Here is a 15378-nt window from a genome sequence, read left to right as displayed (position 1 = left end):
CACCTATGCACACCTTCTTTATTGCCCCCACCGGTTTCGGTGTCGGCCTGACCTCCATCAGCCTCGGCCTGGTTGGCGCCCTGGAGCGCGCCGGCCTCAAGGTCGGCTTTTTCAAACCCATCGCGCAACCACATCAAGGTGACATGGGCCCGGAACGCTCCAGCGAGCTGATCGCCCGTACCCACGGCCTGCACTCACCCAAGCCGCTGGCCTTGGCGCATGTCGAACGCATGCTCGGCGACGGTCAGCTGGATGAATTGCTTGAGGAAATCATCAGCCTTTATCAAGAGGCGTCTGCCGACAAAGACGTGATCATCGTCGAAGGCATGGTGCCGACACGCCAGGCCAGCTATGCCGCGCGCGTCAACTTTCACCTGGCCAAGAGCGTGGATGCCGAGGTGATTCTGGTCTCTGCCCCGGAGCAGGAAAACCTCAGCGAATTGATTGATCGCGTGGAGATCCAGGCCCAGCTGTTCGGTGGGCCGAAGGACCCCAAAGTGCTCGGGGTGATCCTTAACAAAGTGCGCAGCGAAGACGGCACCAACGCCTTCATCCGCCGCCTGAAAGAACTTTCGCCGCTGTTTAAGAACGATGACTTCCGCCTGCTCGGCTGCATCCCCTGGCAGGACGAGTTAAACGCCCCACGCACCCGCGACATTGCCGACCTGCTCGGCGCGCGCGTGCTCAATGCCGGCGATTACGAACAGCGGCGCATGCTCAAGATCGTGCTCTGCGCTCGCGCAGTGGCCAACACCGTGCAACTGCTCAAGCCCGGCACGCTGGTGGTTACGCCGGGGGACCGCGACGACATCATCCTCGCCGCCAGCCTGGCGGCGATGAACGGCATGCCCCTGGCCGGCTTGCTGCTATGCAGCGACTTTGCTCCCGACCCGCGCATCATGGAGCTGTGCCGTGGTGCGTTGCAGAGCGGCTTACCGGTGATGACAGTGAGCACCGGCTCCTACGACACCGCGACCAACCTCAACCGCCTGAACAAGGAAATCCCCGTCGACGATAAGGAGCGCGCCGAAACGGTCGCCGACTTCATCGCCAGCCATATCGACCACGAGTGGCTATTTACCCGCTGCGGCACGCCGCGCGAGTTGCACATGTCACCGCCGGCGTTTCGTTATCAGTTGGTGCAACGGGCCAAGGCGGCGAACAAGCGCATTGTCCTGCCGGAAGGCAGCGAGCCGCGTACCGTGCAGGCCGCCGCGATTTGCCAGGCGCGCGGTATTGCACGCTGCGTGCTGCTGGCCAAGCCGGAAGATGTTCACGCGGTGGCCCGCGCCCACGGCATCGAACTGCCTGAGGGACTGGAAATTCTCGACCCTGAGCTGATCCGCGAACGCTATGTCGAGCCCATGGTCGAGCTGCGCAAAGGCAAAGGTTTGAACGCGCCAATGGCTGCCGCCCAACTCGAAGACACCGTGGTGCTGGGCACCATGATGCTCGCGCTGGATGAGGTCGACGGCCTGGTTTCCGGGGCAATCAACACCACCGCCAACACCATTCGTCCGGCCCTGCAGCTGATCAAAACTGCCCCCGGTTACCAGCTGGTGTCGTCGGTGTTCTTTATGCTGCTGCCCGATCAGGTGCTGGTGTACGGCGACTGCGCGGTAAATCCCGATCCGACGGCGGTGGAGCTGGCCGAAATCGCCGTGCAAAGTGCGGCCTCGGCCAGCGCGTTTGGCATCACCCCGCGCGTGGCCATGCTCAGCTACTCCACCGGCGACTCCGGCACTGGTGAGGAAGTCGAGAAAGTCCGCGAGGCCACTCGTCTGGCACGGGCCATTGCCCCCCAGTTGCTGCTCGACGGCCCGCTGCAATACGACGCCGCCGCGATCGACAGCGTCGGCCGGCAAAAGGCCCCCAACAGCCCGGTGGCTGGGCGTGCCACGGTGTTTATCTTCCCAGACCTGAACACCGGCAATACCACTTACAAAGCGGTGCAACGCAGCGCCGATTGCGTCAGCGTCGGGCCCATGCTGCAAGGTCTGCGTAAGCCGGTTAACGACCTGTCTCGCGGTGCACTGGTCGACGACATCGTCTACACCATTGCCCTGACCGTAATTCAGGCGGCCAACTTGCCAGACTAAAACCCAGCCGGGGCCGGCCAAGCGCCGCCCTGGCCGGCTAATAGCACTTAAAAGCCACGAACGACGCCGATAAGCAACACTTCGTAAGGTTTGCAGTTCGGTACACAGACGTTAATCTGTGCGCCGACCGAGCTGTGCTGGAAAACCACAGACTCAAACGCTTCGGGGCGCACGCCCTACTTTTGGAGACACCGGCCCCCATGCTGCATTTTCTCCCTGCTCCACTGCGCGGCGTAATTGCCGGCCTGCTACTCGCCCTGAATACCCTGATCGGCTGCTGGCCGCTGTTCATCGGGGCTCTGCTGAAATTCTTGCTGCCCATCCCGAAGGTTCATCGCGTGTTGCGCTCGGCCATGCATGCGACAGCCGAATTCTGGATTTCCACCAACAAGTTCTGGATGCGCCTGGTTGGCAATATCGAGTGGAATGTCGAAGGACTGAAGGGCTTCGACAAGCAACACTCCTATCTGGTAACCAGCAACCACCAGAGCTGGGTCGATATCCTGGTGCTGCAATACCAGCTCAACCGCCGCGTACCCTTTCTCAAGTTCTTCCTCAAGCAGGAGTTGATCTGGGTGCCGGTGATCGGCCTGTGTTGGTGGGCGCTGGAGTTCCCTTTCATGAAGCGTTTCAGCAAGGAGTTCCTGGCCAAGCACCCGGAGAAACGCGGCCAGGACCTGGCCACCACGCGCAAAGCCTGCGAACGCTACAAAACCAACCCGGTATCGGTATTCAACTTCCTTGAAGGCACGCGCCTATCACCGGCCAAACACGCCCAGCAGCAGTCACCCTTTAAGCACCTGCTCAAACCCAAGGCCGGCGGTATTGCCTTCGTTCTGGATGCGATGGGCGAGCAACTGCACAGTCTGGTCAACGTCACCATTCATTACCCGCACGGCGTCCCAGGCTTCTGGGACCTGCTGTGTGGACGGATTGATCAGGTCGTGGTGCGCTTCGAGGAGGTGCAAATCCCCAAGGAGTTCATTGGCGGCAACTACGATCAGGACGACGCCTACCGCCTGCAATTCCAACAGTGGGTCAACCAGCTGTGGCTGGACAAGGATGCGCAACTGGATGAGCTGAAACAGCGTTTCCCAGCCAACTGAGGCGCTGTGTAATGTTGAATCAAGCCCGCCTAAACGGCGGGCTTTTCATTGCGCGGCAGATTGTGCCAATCCACTTGCGCAGGGAACGCATTGGCCTGCTCGACGCTCAACCCCGGGGCAACCAGAAAGCCCTGCATGATCGCGCAATCGTGCTGCGCCAGCCAATCGCGCTGCGCCATGGTTTCCACGCCCTCGGCGATCACCTCAAGGCCTAAGTGCCGACCGAGATCGATGATGGTACTGACCACTGCCGCATCACGGGGCGAGTCGAGCATATTGCTGATGAACAGGCGGTCGATCTTCAGCGTGTCCAGCTCGAAATGGCGCAGGTAGGCCAAAGATGAGTAGCCCGTACCAAAATCATCAATAGCAATTTTCACTCCGAGCCGTCGTAGCTGACGCAGCTGTTCCTGGCTGGTTTCCAGATTTTGCATCAACGCACTTTCAGTCACTTCCACCTCCAGCTGCTGCGGGGCCAGCTGATGTTCCTCAAGCACTCGGCGCAGGTCTTCAACCAGCTGCGGCATGCCAAACTGCACCGGACTGACATTCACGCTGATCACCAATTCACTGCCATAGCGCTGACTCATCTGCCGGCACTGCTCGACCCCGGCTTGGAAAATCCAGCTACCCAGGCGATTGATCAGCCGCGTTTCTTCGAGCAAGGGAATAAACACCCCGGGCGCGACGGTACCCGCCACCCGATGCTGCCATCGCAACAATGCTTCGAAGCCGCGTAGACGACCGCTTTCGAGGTGAATCTGCGGCTGATAGACCAACACAAAGTCGTCATTTTCAATCGCCGCGCGCAAGCTCTCCTCGAGCATCAGCCTTGAGCGCGCACGGCCATTCATTTCCGGGGAAAAGAAACGATATTGCTGGCGACCCGCGCGTTTGGCCTCGTACATGGCCATATCGGCGGCGCGTAGCAGGCTCTCGACGTTTTGCCCGCACTCAGGGAAGCAGGCAATACCCACGCTCGCGCCGAGGGTTACATCAATACCGTCGAAGGTATGCCGCACCGAGACCTGCTCAATCAGCTTCTCGGCAATCCGCGCAGCATCTTCTGGATGATCCAGGCTATCGAGCAAGGCGGTGAACTCATCGCCGCCGATCCGCGCCAAGCTGTCATAGGGCCGCAGACTGGCCTTGAGCTGCTCGCCAACCCGCTGCAATAAGCGGTCGCCGACATCATGGCCGAGTGAATCGTTAATCCGCTTGAAGCCGTCCAGGTCGAGATACAGCACTGCCATACGATGGCCACTGCGCTCGACCCGCGACAACGCCGACTCCAGTGCTTGGTAGAAACCACGCCGGTTGAGCAGGCCGGTTAAGGCATCAGTAATCGCCTGAGACTCCAACTGGTGGTGCAGATTACGCACCACCGACATGTCCAGCGCAATGATGACCATTGCATGCTGCAGACGAGGCAACGGCGAACAGGACAGCGCCACCGGCACCTCGCCTCCGCTTATGCGGCGTAAATTAGCGTCATGCAGGCGATACGTCTCACCGCGCCGCCCTTGCCGATAAAACTCGGACACACGCCACTCGCAGGTCACGTCCGGGCTGGCCAGGTGAGAGAGCATTTCAGTGCCCTGCAAATCGCTGATCGAACCGCCCAGCATGCGCGCCATGGCTGGGTTGGCAAAGCTGATGCGGCCATCCTCACCCACCACCATGATGCCTTCGGCGGCGTTGTCCAGCACTGAGGCATTAAACGCCCGCGCGCTATCCAACTGCTGGTTCAACAGCAGCAACTCGCTGCGATTGCGTTCATGTTCGAGCAGGGCGTGAATTTTGTGGCGCAACACGCTGGGGTCGAACGGCTTGAGCATGAAATCCACCGCCCCACTGGCGTAGCCCTTGAGCACCGAGCCCTGAGTTTGGGCGATGGCCGAGACAAAGATGATCGGCGTGAAGCGAGTACGCGGGTTGCCGCGCATCAGCCGGGCCACTTCGAAACCGTCCATAAACGGCATCTGCACATCCAGCAGCACCAGCCCCACATCCTCCTCGAGCAGGCATTGCAAGGCAGCTTCGCCCGAGTCGACGCAGCGCAGTTGCCAGTCGCCATCCTCCAGCAGAGCCTGCATGGCCTCTAGATTTTCCGCTCGGTCATCCACCACCAGCAGAATCTGCGGCGTGGCCGTGACCTTGAGTTGCGCGTATGCCATAAAATCTCCCTTATCCCTGGCGAATGCCTTTCAACTCCTGTTGCGGTTCAGGTTAGCAGGCTGCTGAAAAACTATTGCGCTGGTGCCGGCGGCGCATCGCTGGCGGCCAACCAGCGCGTCAACAACTCTAGCAAAGCCTCACGACTCACCGGTTTAGCCAGATAATCGTCGACGCCAGCGTTGATGCACTTCTCCCGATCGCCCTTCATGGCATGCGCAGTCAGCGCAATGATTGGGATAAGACAGGCATGTTCGGTTTTAAGCAGTCGGGTAGCCGTATAGCCGTCCATGGTCGGCATCGCCATGTCCATCAGGATCAGGTCGAACGGCTCTCGCTGATAACACTTGATGGCTTCCTGGCCGTCCTTCGCCGCGCTGATGATTAGCCCCACCTCATCGAGCAAGGCCGTCATGGCATATACATTGCGCACGTCATCGTCCACCAGCAAGACCCGCCGGCCTTGCAGTGGGTTTCCCAACGTCGATGTAGCTAATTGTGCCGGTGCACGTACCTCGCCGAGAAAACCCTGTACAGCCTCACTCAGCGCCTGCATGTCCTCGCCGTGCTTGTGCACCACCACCGCACTGAAGCGCCGCAGGCGCTGCAGAGCCTGGCGGGTGACATCGACACCCGTGTTGATCACCACTCGTGCGTCATTAAGTGGCCGCTGCCGATTGAGCGCCTCCAGCAGCTCAAAGCCGTCCTGGTCTGGCAGGTCAAGATCAATTACCAATGCGCTGAACGCCCCTGCAGCATAAGCCTGCTGCGCTTCATCAGCCCGCGCGCAGGCCTGCACAGTAAAGCCCAGCTGCTGCAGATGCTCACGATAATGCTCGCGCTCGACCTCGACATCCTCAACCAGCAGCAAATGCTGCGCCGGCTGCTGGCCGAGCATCTGCAGGTCGGCAAACACCTGCTCCAAGTCAGCACGCTGGATTGGTTTGACCAGGTAGCGCGTGCTGTCATTACTCCAGCCTAGCGGCTGCGGTACGCAGGAAATGATATGCACAGGCGTGTCACGGTGACTGGCATGCCTGCGCAGGCGGCGGAACAACTGCCAGCCACTGATATCGGGCAACAGAATATCGAGAATGATCGCGCTGAACCGCTCGCTTTGCAGCAGGCCTAGTGCCTGCATGCCGGATCGGCAATGCACACTGGCGAAGCCATGCGCGTGCGCCTCCTCGGCCAGGACCATGGCAAAATCCACGTCATCCTCGACAATCAGTACCGCCGGGCCCACACCGCTGCGCTGCGCGGCGCCCACTACTGCCTCCACCTGATCCTGCGCCACGACCCGTACCGGCAATCGCACGGTAAAGCAGGAGCCTTCGCCGGGCGTACTTTGCAGGCTGATCTCACCGTCCATCGCCAGCACCAACTGACGCGTAATCGCCAACCCTAACCCGGTGCCACCAAAACGCCGGCTGGTGGAACCGTCGAGCTGCTGGAAGGCCTGGAAAATCTGCTCATGCTGCGCAGGGGCGATACCCATGCCGCTGTCGCGCACGCTGAAGTCCAGCAATTCGTACCCCTCCTCGGGCTCACCAGAGGCACAGGACACGGTCAGGCTGACCTCTCCCTGCTCGGTAAACTTCAAGGCATTAGAGAGCAGGTTGCGCAGTATCTGATGCAAGCGTATGCGATCACTGTGAATCACCCGTGGGACGCCTGCTGCCAACTGGGTATGCAGGCGCAGCCCTTTAATCTCGGCCATTGGCCGCAAGCCGGCATCCAGTTCGACCAGCACGTCCTGCATGTTCAATGGCTCTATTTTCAACTGCATGCGCCCGGACTCGACCTTGGCCAGATCAAGCACATCGTTGATCAACTGCAATAGATCACTGCCCGCACGGTGCACGATGTCAGCATGCCTGGCCTGTTTCTCGGTTAGGTTGCCAGCACTGTTAAGGCGCAACTGATCGCTAAGTATCAAAATACTGTTAAGCGGCGTACGCAACTCATGGGACATGTTGGCGAGAAACTCTGACTTGTAGCGATTGGCCAACATCAACTGATCGGCCTGGTCGCGCAGGCGTTGTTCAGCCGCTTTACGTTCGCTGATGTCAATAATCACCGCCTGCACCAGCGCGTCATCGCCACTGCGTATGGGCGACAGCCCCACCTCAAGGGGGATCAAGTGGCCGTCGCGATGCTGACCGAACAACTCACGGTTGCGGCCCATGCGGCGTGGCTCTGGATTGTCTTGGTAGCTCTTGCGCTGCGGTACATGACTAGTGCGTAAATCAATCGGCAAGAGCATTTCAACGGGCTGAGACAGCAACGCTTCACGGTCATAGCCAAAAAGTTGCTCTGTCTGACGGTTGACCATGGCAATACAGCCTTGACTATCAACCAGCACAATCGCGTTGGGCGAGGCCTCGACCACGAGACGAAAGCGCTCCTCGGCACCTTTGCGCGCACGTAGATCGATGAGGTTGATCAGGTAACTCACACCGACTGAGTCACCCAGCACGCTCACACTCAATGCAACCGGCAACTCGCTGCCACACTCAGAGCGCACTTGGTGCTCATGGGCAAACTCAGGCGCCTCATGATCAATCGCCAAGGTACTGAGTTGCCCCATCGCTGGCAGAAAGCGCCTCACGCGCTCACCGAGCAAGCCCTCAGGCGTTGAGTCGAGCAGTTCGGCAGCGCTGCGATTGGCCATCTCGATACGCCCTTCGGCGTCGCACAACAAGGTAGCCACCGGCAAGCGCTCAACCAACAGGCGAAAACGCTCCTCGCGCTCACGCAGTTGCGCCGTCGCCAGTTGATTGGCAAATAACTCACGCTCACGTAAATACAGATAGCCGCCGATCAATAGCGCCAGCAACACGGCCGCCGCCAACCCCAGCCACAGGCGCAAACTGCTCGACTGACTGACTTGCTCTGCGTCGTAGAGCGCCGTGCTGCTGACTTCAAGCACCCAGTTGCGGCCGTACTGTGGCAACTCCAGCACATGGTGAAAAGTCGGCGACGACATGGCGCCGGTGGTCTCGCCACTGAGCAACAGCAACTCAGGGGCTTGCTTATCCTTGAGCACGATAGCAAAGCGACTGTTCTGCGCCCCGAGGATGCCGGTCATCAAGTCGTGACTGCGAAACGCCGCATGGACCAAACCCAGTACTGCCGCACGGCGCTCTTCAACCGTGTTCAGCGGCTTGCCCGGCTGGTACACCGGTAAATACAACAACACGCCCGCCTGAACGTTCTCCCCTGTTTCCTGGCGTAGCGTCACCGGTGCACTGAGGGCTGCCACACCACTGTCAATAGCCTGCTCAATGGCCGCCTTGCGCACGGCCTCACTGAGCATGTCGTAACCCAGCACCCGTCGATTACGCCAATCCAGCGGGCTGATGTAGTCGATCAGCAGGTAGTGCTCTCGCTGCCCTGCGGGGAAAAACAATGGGCTACTACGCTCTTTAGCCGGCTCTTGGGCAATAAGTTTCTCGAGCTGATCCGCCCGCAAATAGCGCGACCACCCCAGCGCCTGAATGCCTGGATAGCGATCCTGCAACTGCAGCTGATCCATGGCCCGCTCCCACTCGTCCAGGGAAACGATCTCGCCACTGGCCATCAATCCTGAGGTCCCGCGCAGCACCATTTCATAGGCCTGCATACGGCTGAGTACCCGCTGGCTAACGTCCTGAGCATCACGTTCAAAGCGCTCCTGGCGCTGCTCGTGCTCACGCTGTTCCAGTGCGCGCCACTGGCCAAATGACAGACCACCCAGCACCACCAACAGGCTCAGGGTGACCCAAATGGGCAGCCAGGGTTTACGTGAGATAACGGCGAGCCGGTCGTCCATGCGATCTCCAATCTTCATCCATGTAAGGCGCTACTGTGCACCACGGCAGCAGGATTTGGGTGAACCACTGCCAGCAGTCTAGTCAGGTATTGAATGATCGCCCATGACATCCCGGCCAGCGCTTCAGGATTTAACAGGCAGGCATAAAAAAGCCGCGCATTCGGGCGAATGCGCGGCTTTCATGAAGCCAAAACGATTACAGCGGACGCAGGTTGATTTCTACCCGGCGGTTCTGCGAACGACCGTATTCGGTGGCATTACTGGCCACCGGCTGATCCGGCCCCATGCCGCGAGTACTGATCCGCATGCCGTTGACGCCCTGAGACGTCAGGTAGTTGGCAACGCTTTGGGCCCGCCGCTGGGACAATGTGTAATTGTACTGCTGCGCCCCCACGTTATCGGTATGCCCGATGATCTCGATACTGTTCTGCTCATACTGCTTGAAGGAATTAGCCAGGTTGTTCAGTGGCGCGTAGAAATTGCCGGAGATGTCCGCCGAGTTGGTGGCGAACGTGATGTTACCCGGCATGATCAGTTTGAGGTCATCACCATTGCGCTGCACCTCAACCCCGGTGCCCTGCATGCTGCGACGCAGTTCTGCCTCCTGCTTGTCGGCATAGTAGCCATAGCCGCCGCCCGCCGCGCCACCGACTGCGGCACCAATCAACGCACCCTTGGTGCGGTCTTTTTTGCTGGATGTAGCGGCACCCACCGCCGCACCGGCTATCGCGCCGATGGTGCCGTAAGTGGTCGACTTACGCATTTCGCCATCCTCACGTACGTAAGGATTCTGCACAGCACAACCGGCAACAATGGACACAGCAGTGGCTAGCAGCAGTATTTGCGAGGCTTTAAACATGAACTTCACTCCAGCAATTAAACGGATGAGTTACCCGAGCATCATTGTAGGAACATAGCACAGGGAAAAAATTCCCTGCTCAGGCGCGCACAAAAGGGTTATCACGCATCTCGTCGCCCAATCGCGTCTCGGCACCATGGCCGGTCACCACCGTGGCGTCTTCATCCAAGCAATACAAGCGTTGCTTAATCGAGCGCTCGATAGTCGCGTAGTCACCACCCCACAGATCGGTGCGGCCGATACCACGCTTGAACAGCGTATCACCGGCAATCAACAGCTTGTCCTGCGGGAACCAGAAACTCATCGAGCCAGGGGTGTGCCCCGGTGTGTGCAGCGCCACACCGCAACCGCAGGCGAGTTCCTCATCATCAGCAAGCCAGTGATCCGGCGCAGGCACCGGCGTATACGGCACACCAAACATGCCGCACTGCATTTCCAGGTTGTCCCAGAGGAATTGATCCTCTTTATGCAAGTGCAGGGTCGCACCGGTCAGTTCCTTCATCTGCCCGGAGGCGAGAAAGTGATCCAGGTGTGCATGGGTATGAATGATGCTCACCACCTTGAGGCCATGGGCGTCGAGACGCGCCATGATCAAATCCGGGTTGCCACCCGGATCGACGACAATAGCCTTCTTAGTTAGCGGGTCACCAATAATCGTGCAGTTGCACTGCAAAGGCCCGACGGGGAAGGTTTCGCGAATCAACGCGGGTTGAGCGGCTTGCATGAAGTCTCCAGCAAATTAAATAGCATCGTTATGGCATGCCCACATAAAACACTCTGTCGCAGTTAGCCCTATCAGCGACATGCCCAAATAAACAACAAAGGGTGACACCAATCATCCAGTCCCATTAAGGGCCTGACGGTAATATTTGTTCGCTATCGCCACGCCATACCTTGAGCGAAGTCTCGGCTGCTGGATGCGGCGCAATCAGCGCAATAGCCCCAGGCTCTTGGCTCGCGCCACCGCTTGAGTGCGACGTTCGACGCCGAGCTTGCTGTTGATGTGCCGAGCGTGGGTTTTCACCGTGTGCAGCGAGATAAACAAGCGCTCGCTAATTTCCTGATTGGAGCAGCCCTGAGCGATCAGCTCCAATACGCCCATCTCGCGCGTGCTCAACGCATCGATCAACGCATTGCCGTCCTCCGGGCTCGCCGCCTGCGCAGTACGCGGCAGATGCTGCTGCAAGGTTTCAATCAAGGGACTCGCGTCCTGCGCCAGTAGCTGCGCGCGCAACCATTCGGGTTGCCGGCTCAACACATCATAAAAGGGCAGCAGGCCACCCCCTGCTGCGAGCTGTAGGGCACTGCACAACTGTTGCCGAGCCTCACGCTCACGGCCACCGTCATGCAGCATGGCCATCAGTTGCATCTGCGCAATCGCCCCCAACAACTGCCCGCCGGCGTTCTGCGCCAGCTGACTGAGCCCACGCAAGCGCCGCTCGGCCTGCTCTTCTTCGCCCTGCAGGCGCTCGTAAGTGGCCAGGTGCAGCTGAATATGCAGCGGCAGTTGCGGGTGGAACTCAGGCGCGGCTGCCGCCTGCTCGCCGCCATAGGCATCCAGCAGACGGTTCAGCCAGACGCCGGCCAACTCACACTGCTCCTGGCGTAACCACAGTTCACATTTAACCAGGGTGATCATCGCCAGGTAGTAGATCGGTGGAATATCCCAGATATGCATCAGCCGTTCGGCCTCAGCCAACTGAGCGAAGGCTTCCGACAGGTTGCCACTGCGGCCCTCCATGCTGGCCAGCACGCAATAACCGATCAGCACACTGATATCACGACAATCGCGCGCCTCGGAAATTCCACTCAACAGCTTCTGCCGTGCCTGCTGTGGCTGCAGGCGCAGGCTCAACAGATAACCTTCATACAAGGTCAATCGGCCACGCGCCGCGTATTGCCGCCGCACTGGAAGGATCTCCAGACGCTGCAACCCCAGACGCACCTCATCCAGCGCCCGCAGCACTTCGCCACGCGCTTGCAGAACCCGCGCCCGATCGTAGTGGGTCAATGCCTCGAACAGTGGATTGCCGACCCGCTGGGCTAATTCCAGCGCTTCACGATTCAACCCGCGGGCGCGCCACAGGTCACCCTGCACAATCGCCAGGTTAGCCAGACTGGACAGGCACATCAGCCGTTGACCATACCGCTCCTGCGGCAGACAGCTCAGCGCTTCACTGCAGTAGGCCTGCGCCTTAACACTGTCACCGCGGCCGCGGGCAATCACACCGCTCAAGGCCAACCACTGTGCCAGCAAACCTTCCTGCTCAGCCCGATCGTGCGCCGGCAGAAAACGTCCGAGTTGGGCGAGCAGCTCTTCGGCCGCATCCAGCTGGCAGGCCAACGCCAATGCCCAGCCGTACAACAGAATCAGGCGCGGCGTACTGGTCAGCAGGTTGTCGGGCAAATCGATCTTCCAGCGCAGCAACGTGGCAACGTTCTGCTCGGCCAGTAGCTGTTCTTCGGAAAGGTTCTGCACCAGGTTAGCCGCCACATCCGGTTGCCCGGCACGCAGCGCCTGTTCAATGGCCTCATCCAGCAACCCTTCGGCGCTGAACCAGCGACAGGCGCGCAAGTGCAAGCCCGTAGAGGGCTGCGGACGGCTGCGCAGCAGGTCAGAAAACAGGTGGTGATAGCGAAACCATTTGCCCTGCTCATCCAGCGGCACCAAAAACACCTGGTGTGCTTGAAGATGGCGAAGAATCGCGACGCTGTCATGGGCATCGCGCAGGGCATCACACAGCTCCGCACAGAAGCGCTCCTGGCTGGCCGTGTCATAGAGGAAAGCTTGCACCTCGGCGGGTTGCCGCTCGATCACCTCTTCCAACAGGTAGTCATGAATCAGCCCATCACCGCCCTGAACCAGCGACGGCAACACGCCAGACTCCTGCGTTTCGCTGGCAGCCAGTGACCACAAGCGCAAGCCTGCCACCCACCCTTCACTCCGCTGCAGCAGATCCGCCAGCGCTTCAGCGGACAACACCGAGCCCTGCAAGGCGAGCAACTCAGTGCTTTCGCTGTCGCTCAGCCGCAGATCCTGCTCGTGCAACTCCAGCAGCTGGCGCGACAGGCGTAAGCGCGACAGATGCCAATCCGGACGCTGGCGACTGGTCACCAGCATCACCAACCCGGGCGGCAGATGATTGAGCAAAAACTGCAGGCAACGATCGAGTACCGCGCCTTGAGCCAAGTGATAATCATCCAGCACCAGCAACAGCGGCTGCTGTGGCTCGAGGCGCAGCGTCAACTCATCGAGCAAACCATCGAGCCACTCTTCGAAGGCGAAAGGCTGATGCCGTTGGCGTAAACGCAGAAGTCCAAGCGCCTCCTGCCCGAGACCAGGGAAGAACTGCTGCAGCCCGCCGAGCAACCGCTCGAGAAAACGCCCCGGGTCACTGTCGCGCGAGCTCAAACCCAGCCACAGGTTTTGCCACGGCTCAGGTAAATGTTCACAAAACTCGATGGCGAGTGAGCTTTTACCAAATCCAGCAGGCGCGCTGACCAACAGCAGCCGGCCCGCCAAGCCCTCCAGCAAACGCTCGCACAGTCCCGGGCGCGAGACATAACTGGCGGGTAACGGCGGCCGATAGAAATACCCGCCCAATGCGTTGGGCGCGGCAACCAAGTCAGAAATGGAGGGCAGATTGGTCATCAGCTGGTTTCTTGTAGTAGTCAGGCAGAGGCACTACCAATACCCAGCAGCCTAGCGCCTTGCCCCACGCATTTGAAGCCCTGACGGCTTTCAGACGGGAATCGGCAATGATTGCTCATACATCAGCTGCATATGTATCGGCAGCGTGCAAGCCTAGGAGAGCGCCTGGAAGGTAGCTTCACATTGCGTGGTGAAAGCCCTGAAGGTGATCGCCTGGATGACCACGCATAAAAAAACCGGCCCTCTGGGCCGGTTTCTTATGCCGCTGTACTCAGGTTTAGCGAACGCCCGCCTGGCGCAGGGCCGCTGGGGTGTAATCGCTTTCCTTGGCTGGGTAGTCGAACTCGTAAGAACTCTTCTCTTCGTTCTTCATACCCAGAGCCAGGTAACGACCCGACAACAGGTCATACAGGGTCTCTACGCTGTACCACGGCACTTGCTTGTCGTAGTAGTACTGAGAGTGGGCCTCAGCCACACGCCACAGGGTACCGCGACCGTCGTAGTGGTCGATCTGCGCCGCTTGCCAGGTGTCTTCGTCGATGAAGAAGTCACGCTTGGCGTAGATGTGACGCTCGCCCGACTTCAGGGTTGCAGTCACATGCCATACACGGTGCAGTTCGTAACGCGTCAGGTCCTGATTAATGTGGCCAGCCTTGATGATCTGGTCATATTTCAGCTTCGGCGAATCCAGACGGTAGCTGTTGTAAGGAATGTAGATTTCCTTTTTACCGTTGAGCTTCCATTCGTAACGGTCAGGAGCACCGTTGTACAAGTCGAAGTTATCGGATGTACGCAGGCCATCGGCTGCAGTACCTGGACCGTCATAAGACACCTGTGGCGCACGACGCACACGACGCTGACCGGCGTTGTACAGCCACGCCAGGCGCGGCTCCTTCACCTGGTTCAACGTCTCGTGAACCAACAGCACGTTACCCGCCAGACGCGACGGAGCAGTTACCCGCTGCTTGAAGTAGAACAGCACGTTGCTTGGCTTGCTGGCATCGGCATCCTTCAGCGCACCACGGAAGGTGAACTCATCCTGGAAGTAAACCAGGCTGTAGGAACCATTGGCTTGCGGAGTCGCCTGGGTTACCAAGCGCTTCACGCTGCCACCACGGTAGCGAGTGATATGGTTCCAGATCGCTTCCAGGCCGTCCTTCGGAATAGGGAAAGGAATAGCCTGTTCGAAGTTCTCCAGGCCGTTACCGCCCTCGACCATCTTGGTGTTGACGGCGTTGTTCTTGACAGCCGCCAGGACAGCGCTTGGCATGGTCGCTGAACGATGGGTGGCGAATACCGGCATTTTGTAGCTTTCCGGGTAACGCTTAAACATCGCCAACTGGCCAGGGGTCAGCTTGTCTTTGTACTGATCAACGTTCTGTGCAGTGATGGTGAACAGCGGCTGCTCATTCGGGAACGGATCCGCGAGAAAGCCGGCAGAATCGACAGCACCTGCGTTGGTTGGCAAACCGCCGGTCCAGGCTGGAATCGAGCCGTCAGCATTACCGGCCATTTCCGCACCAACCGGAGTCAGCGTAGTGCCCAGTTTGGCCGCCTCACCCGGCGATACCGCTGCCATAACACCGCTGGCCAGCAGCGAGAGTGTCAGGGCACCGGTTTGCAGCAGACTTTTTGTTGTTTTCATAGTCATAGTCGTCCTCAAAATCTCGTCC

General features: G+C 59.4%; 8 protein-coding genes. 2 read left to right on the top strand and 6 right to left on the bottom strand.

Translation table 11 applies throughout. The features are described 5' to 3' along the window. Positions 1–5: 5 nt before the first annotated feature. Complete coding sequence (gene pta / locus Q0V31_RS09905) at positions 6–2099, top strand: phosphate acetyltransferase (RefSeq protein ID WP_298187454.1); 2094 nt, start codon at positions 6–8, stop codon at positions 2097–2099. A gap of 200 nt (positions 2100–2299) precedes the next feature. Beyond that, positions 2300–3205, top strand: a complete 906-nt coding sequence (locus Q0V31_RS09900; RefSeq protein ID WP_298187453.1) for an acyltransferase — start codon at positions 2300–2302, stop codon at positions 3203–3205. Between the two features lie 29 nt (positions 3206–3234). Here Q0V31_RS09900 and Q0V31_RS09895 read toward each other — a convergent pair whose 3' ends face one another. From Q0V31_RS09895 to Q0V31_RS09870, 6 genes are all read right to left on the bottom strand, one after another. Further along, positions 3235–5382, bottom strand: coding sequence for an EAL domain-containing protein (locus tag Q0V31_RS09895; protein ID WP_298187452.1), 2148 nt, complete (start codon positions 5380–5382; stop codon positions 3235–3237). Between the two features lie 71 nt (positions 5383–5453). Continuing rightward, positions 5454–9194 (bottom strand): response regulator, encoded by a 3741-nt coding sequence (locus Q0V31_RS09890; RefSeq protein WP_298187450.1) that lies wholly within the window; start codon positions 9192–9194, stop codon positions 5454–5456. A 196-nt stretch (positions 9195–9390) separates the two neighbouring features. Further along, positions 9391–10053, bottom strand: a complete 663-nt coding sequence (locus tag Q0V31_RS09885) for an OmpA family protein (protein ID WP_298187448.1) — start codon at positions 10051–10053, stop codon at positions 9391–9393. 79 nt (positions 10054–10132) lie between these two features. After that, positions 10133–10777, bottom strand: coding sequence for an MBL fold metallo-hydrolase (locus tag Q0V31_RS09880; RefSeq protein WP_298187446.1), 645 nt, complete (start codon positions 10775–10777; stop codon positions 10133–10135). A 204-nt stretch (positions 10778–10981) separates the two neighbouring features. Next, entirely contained in the window at positions 10982–13705 is a 2724-nt protein-coding gene (locus tag Q0V31_RS09875; protein ID WP_298187445.1) for a LuxR C-terminal-related transcriptional regulator, read from the bottom strand. A 277-nt stretch (positions 13706–13982) separates the two neighbouring features. Beyond that, positions 13983–15350 (bottom strand): DUF1329 domain-containing protein, encoded by a 1368-nt coding sequence (locus Q0V31_RS09870; RefSeq protein ID WP_298187443.1) that lies wholly within the window; start codon positions 15348–15350, stop codon positions 13983–13985. Positions 15351–15378: the final 28 nt, after the last annotated feature.

Origin of the sequence: uncultured Pseudomonas sp. (genome assembly GCF_943846705.1) — a bacterium.
Taxonomy (GTDB): Bacteria; Pseudomonadota; Gammaproteobacteria; order Pseudomonadales; family Pseudomonadaceae; genus Aquipseudomonas.
The sequence above is the reverse complement of the archived record's forward strand: the minus strand, read 5'-3'. Positions and strand labels throughout refer to the sequence as shown.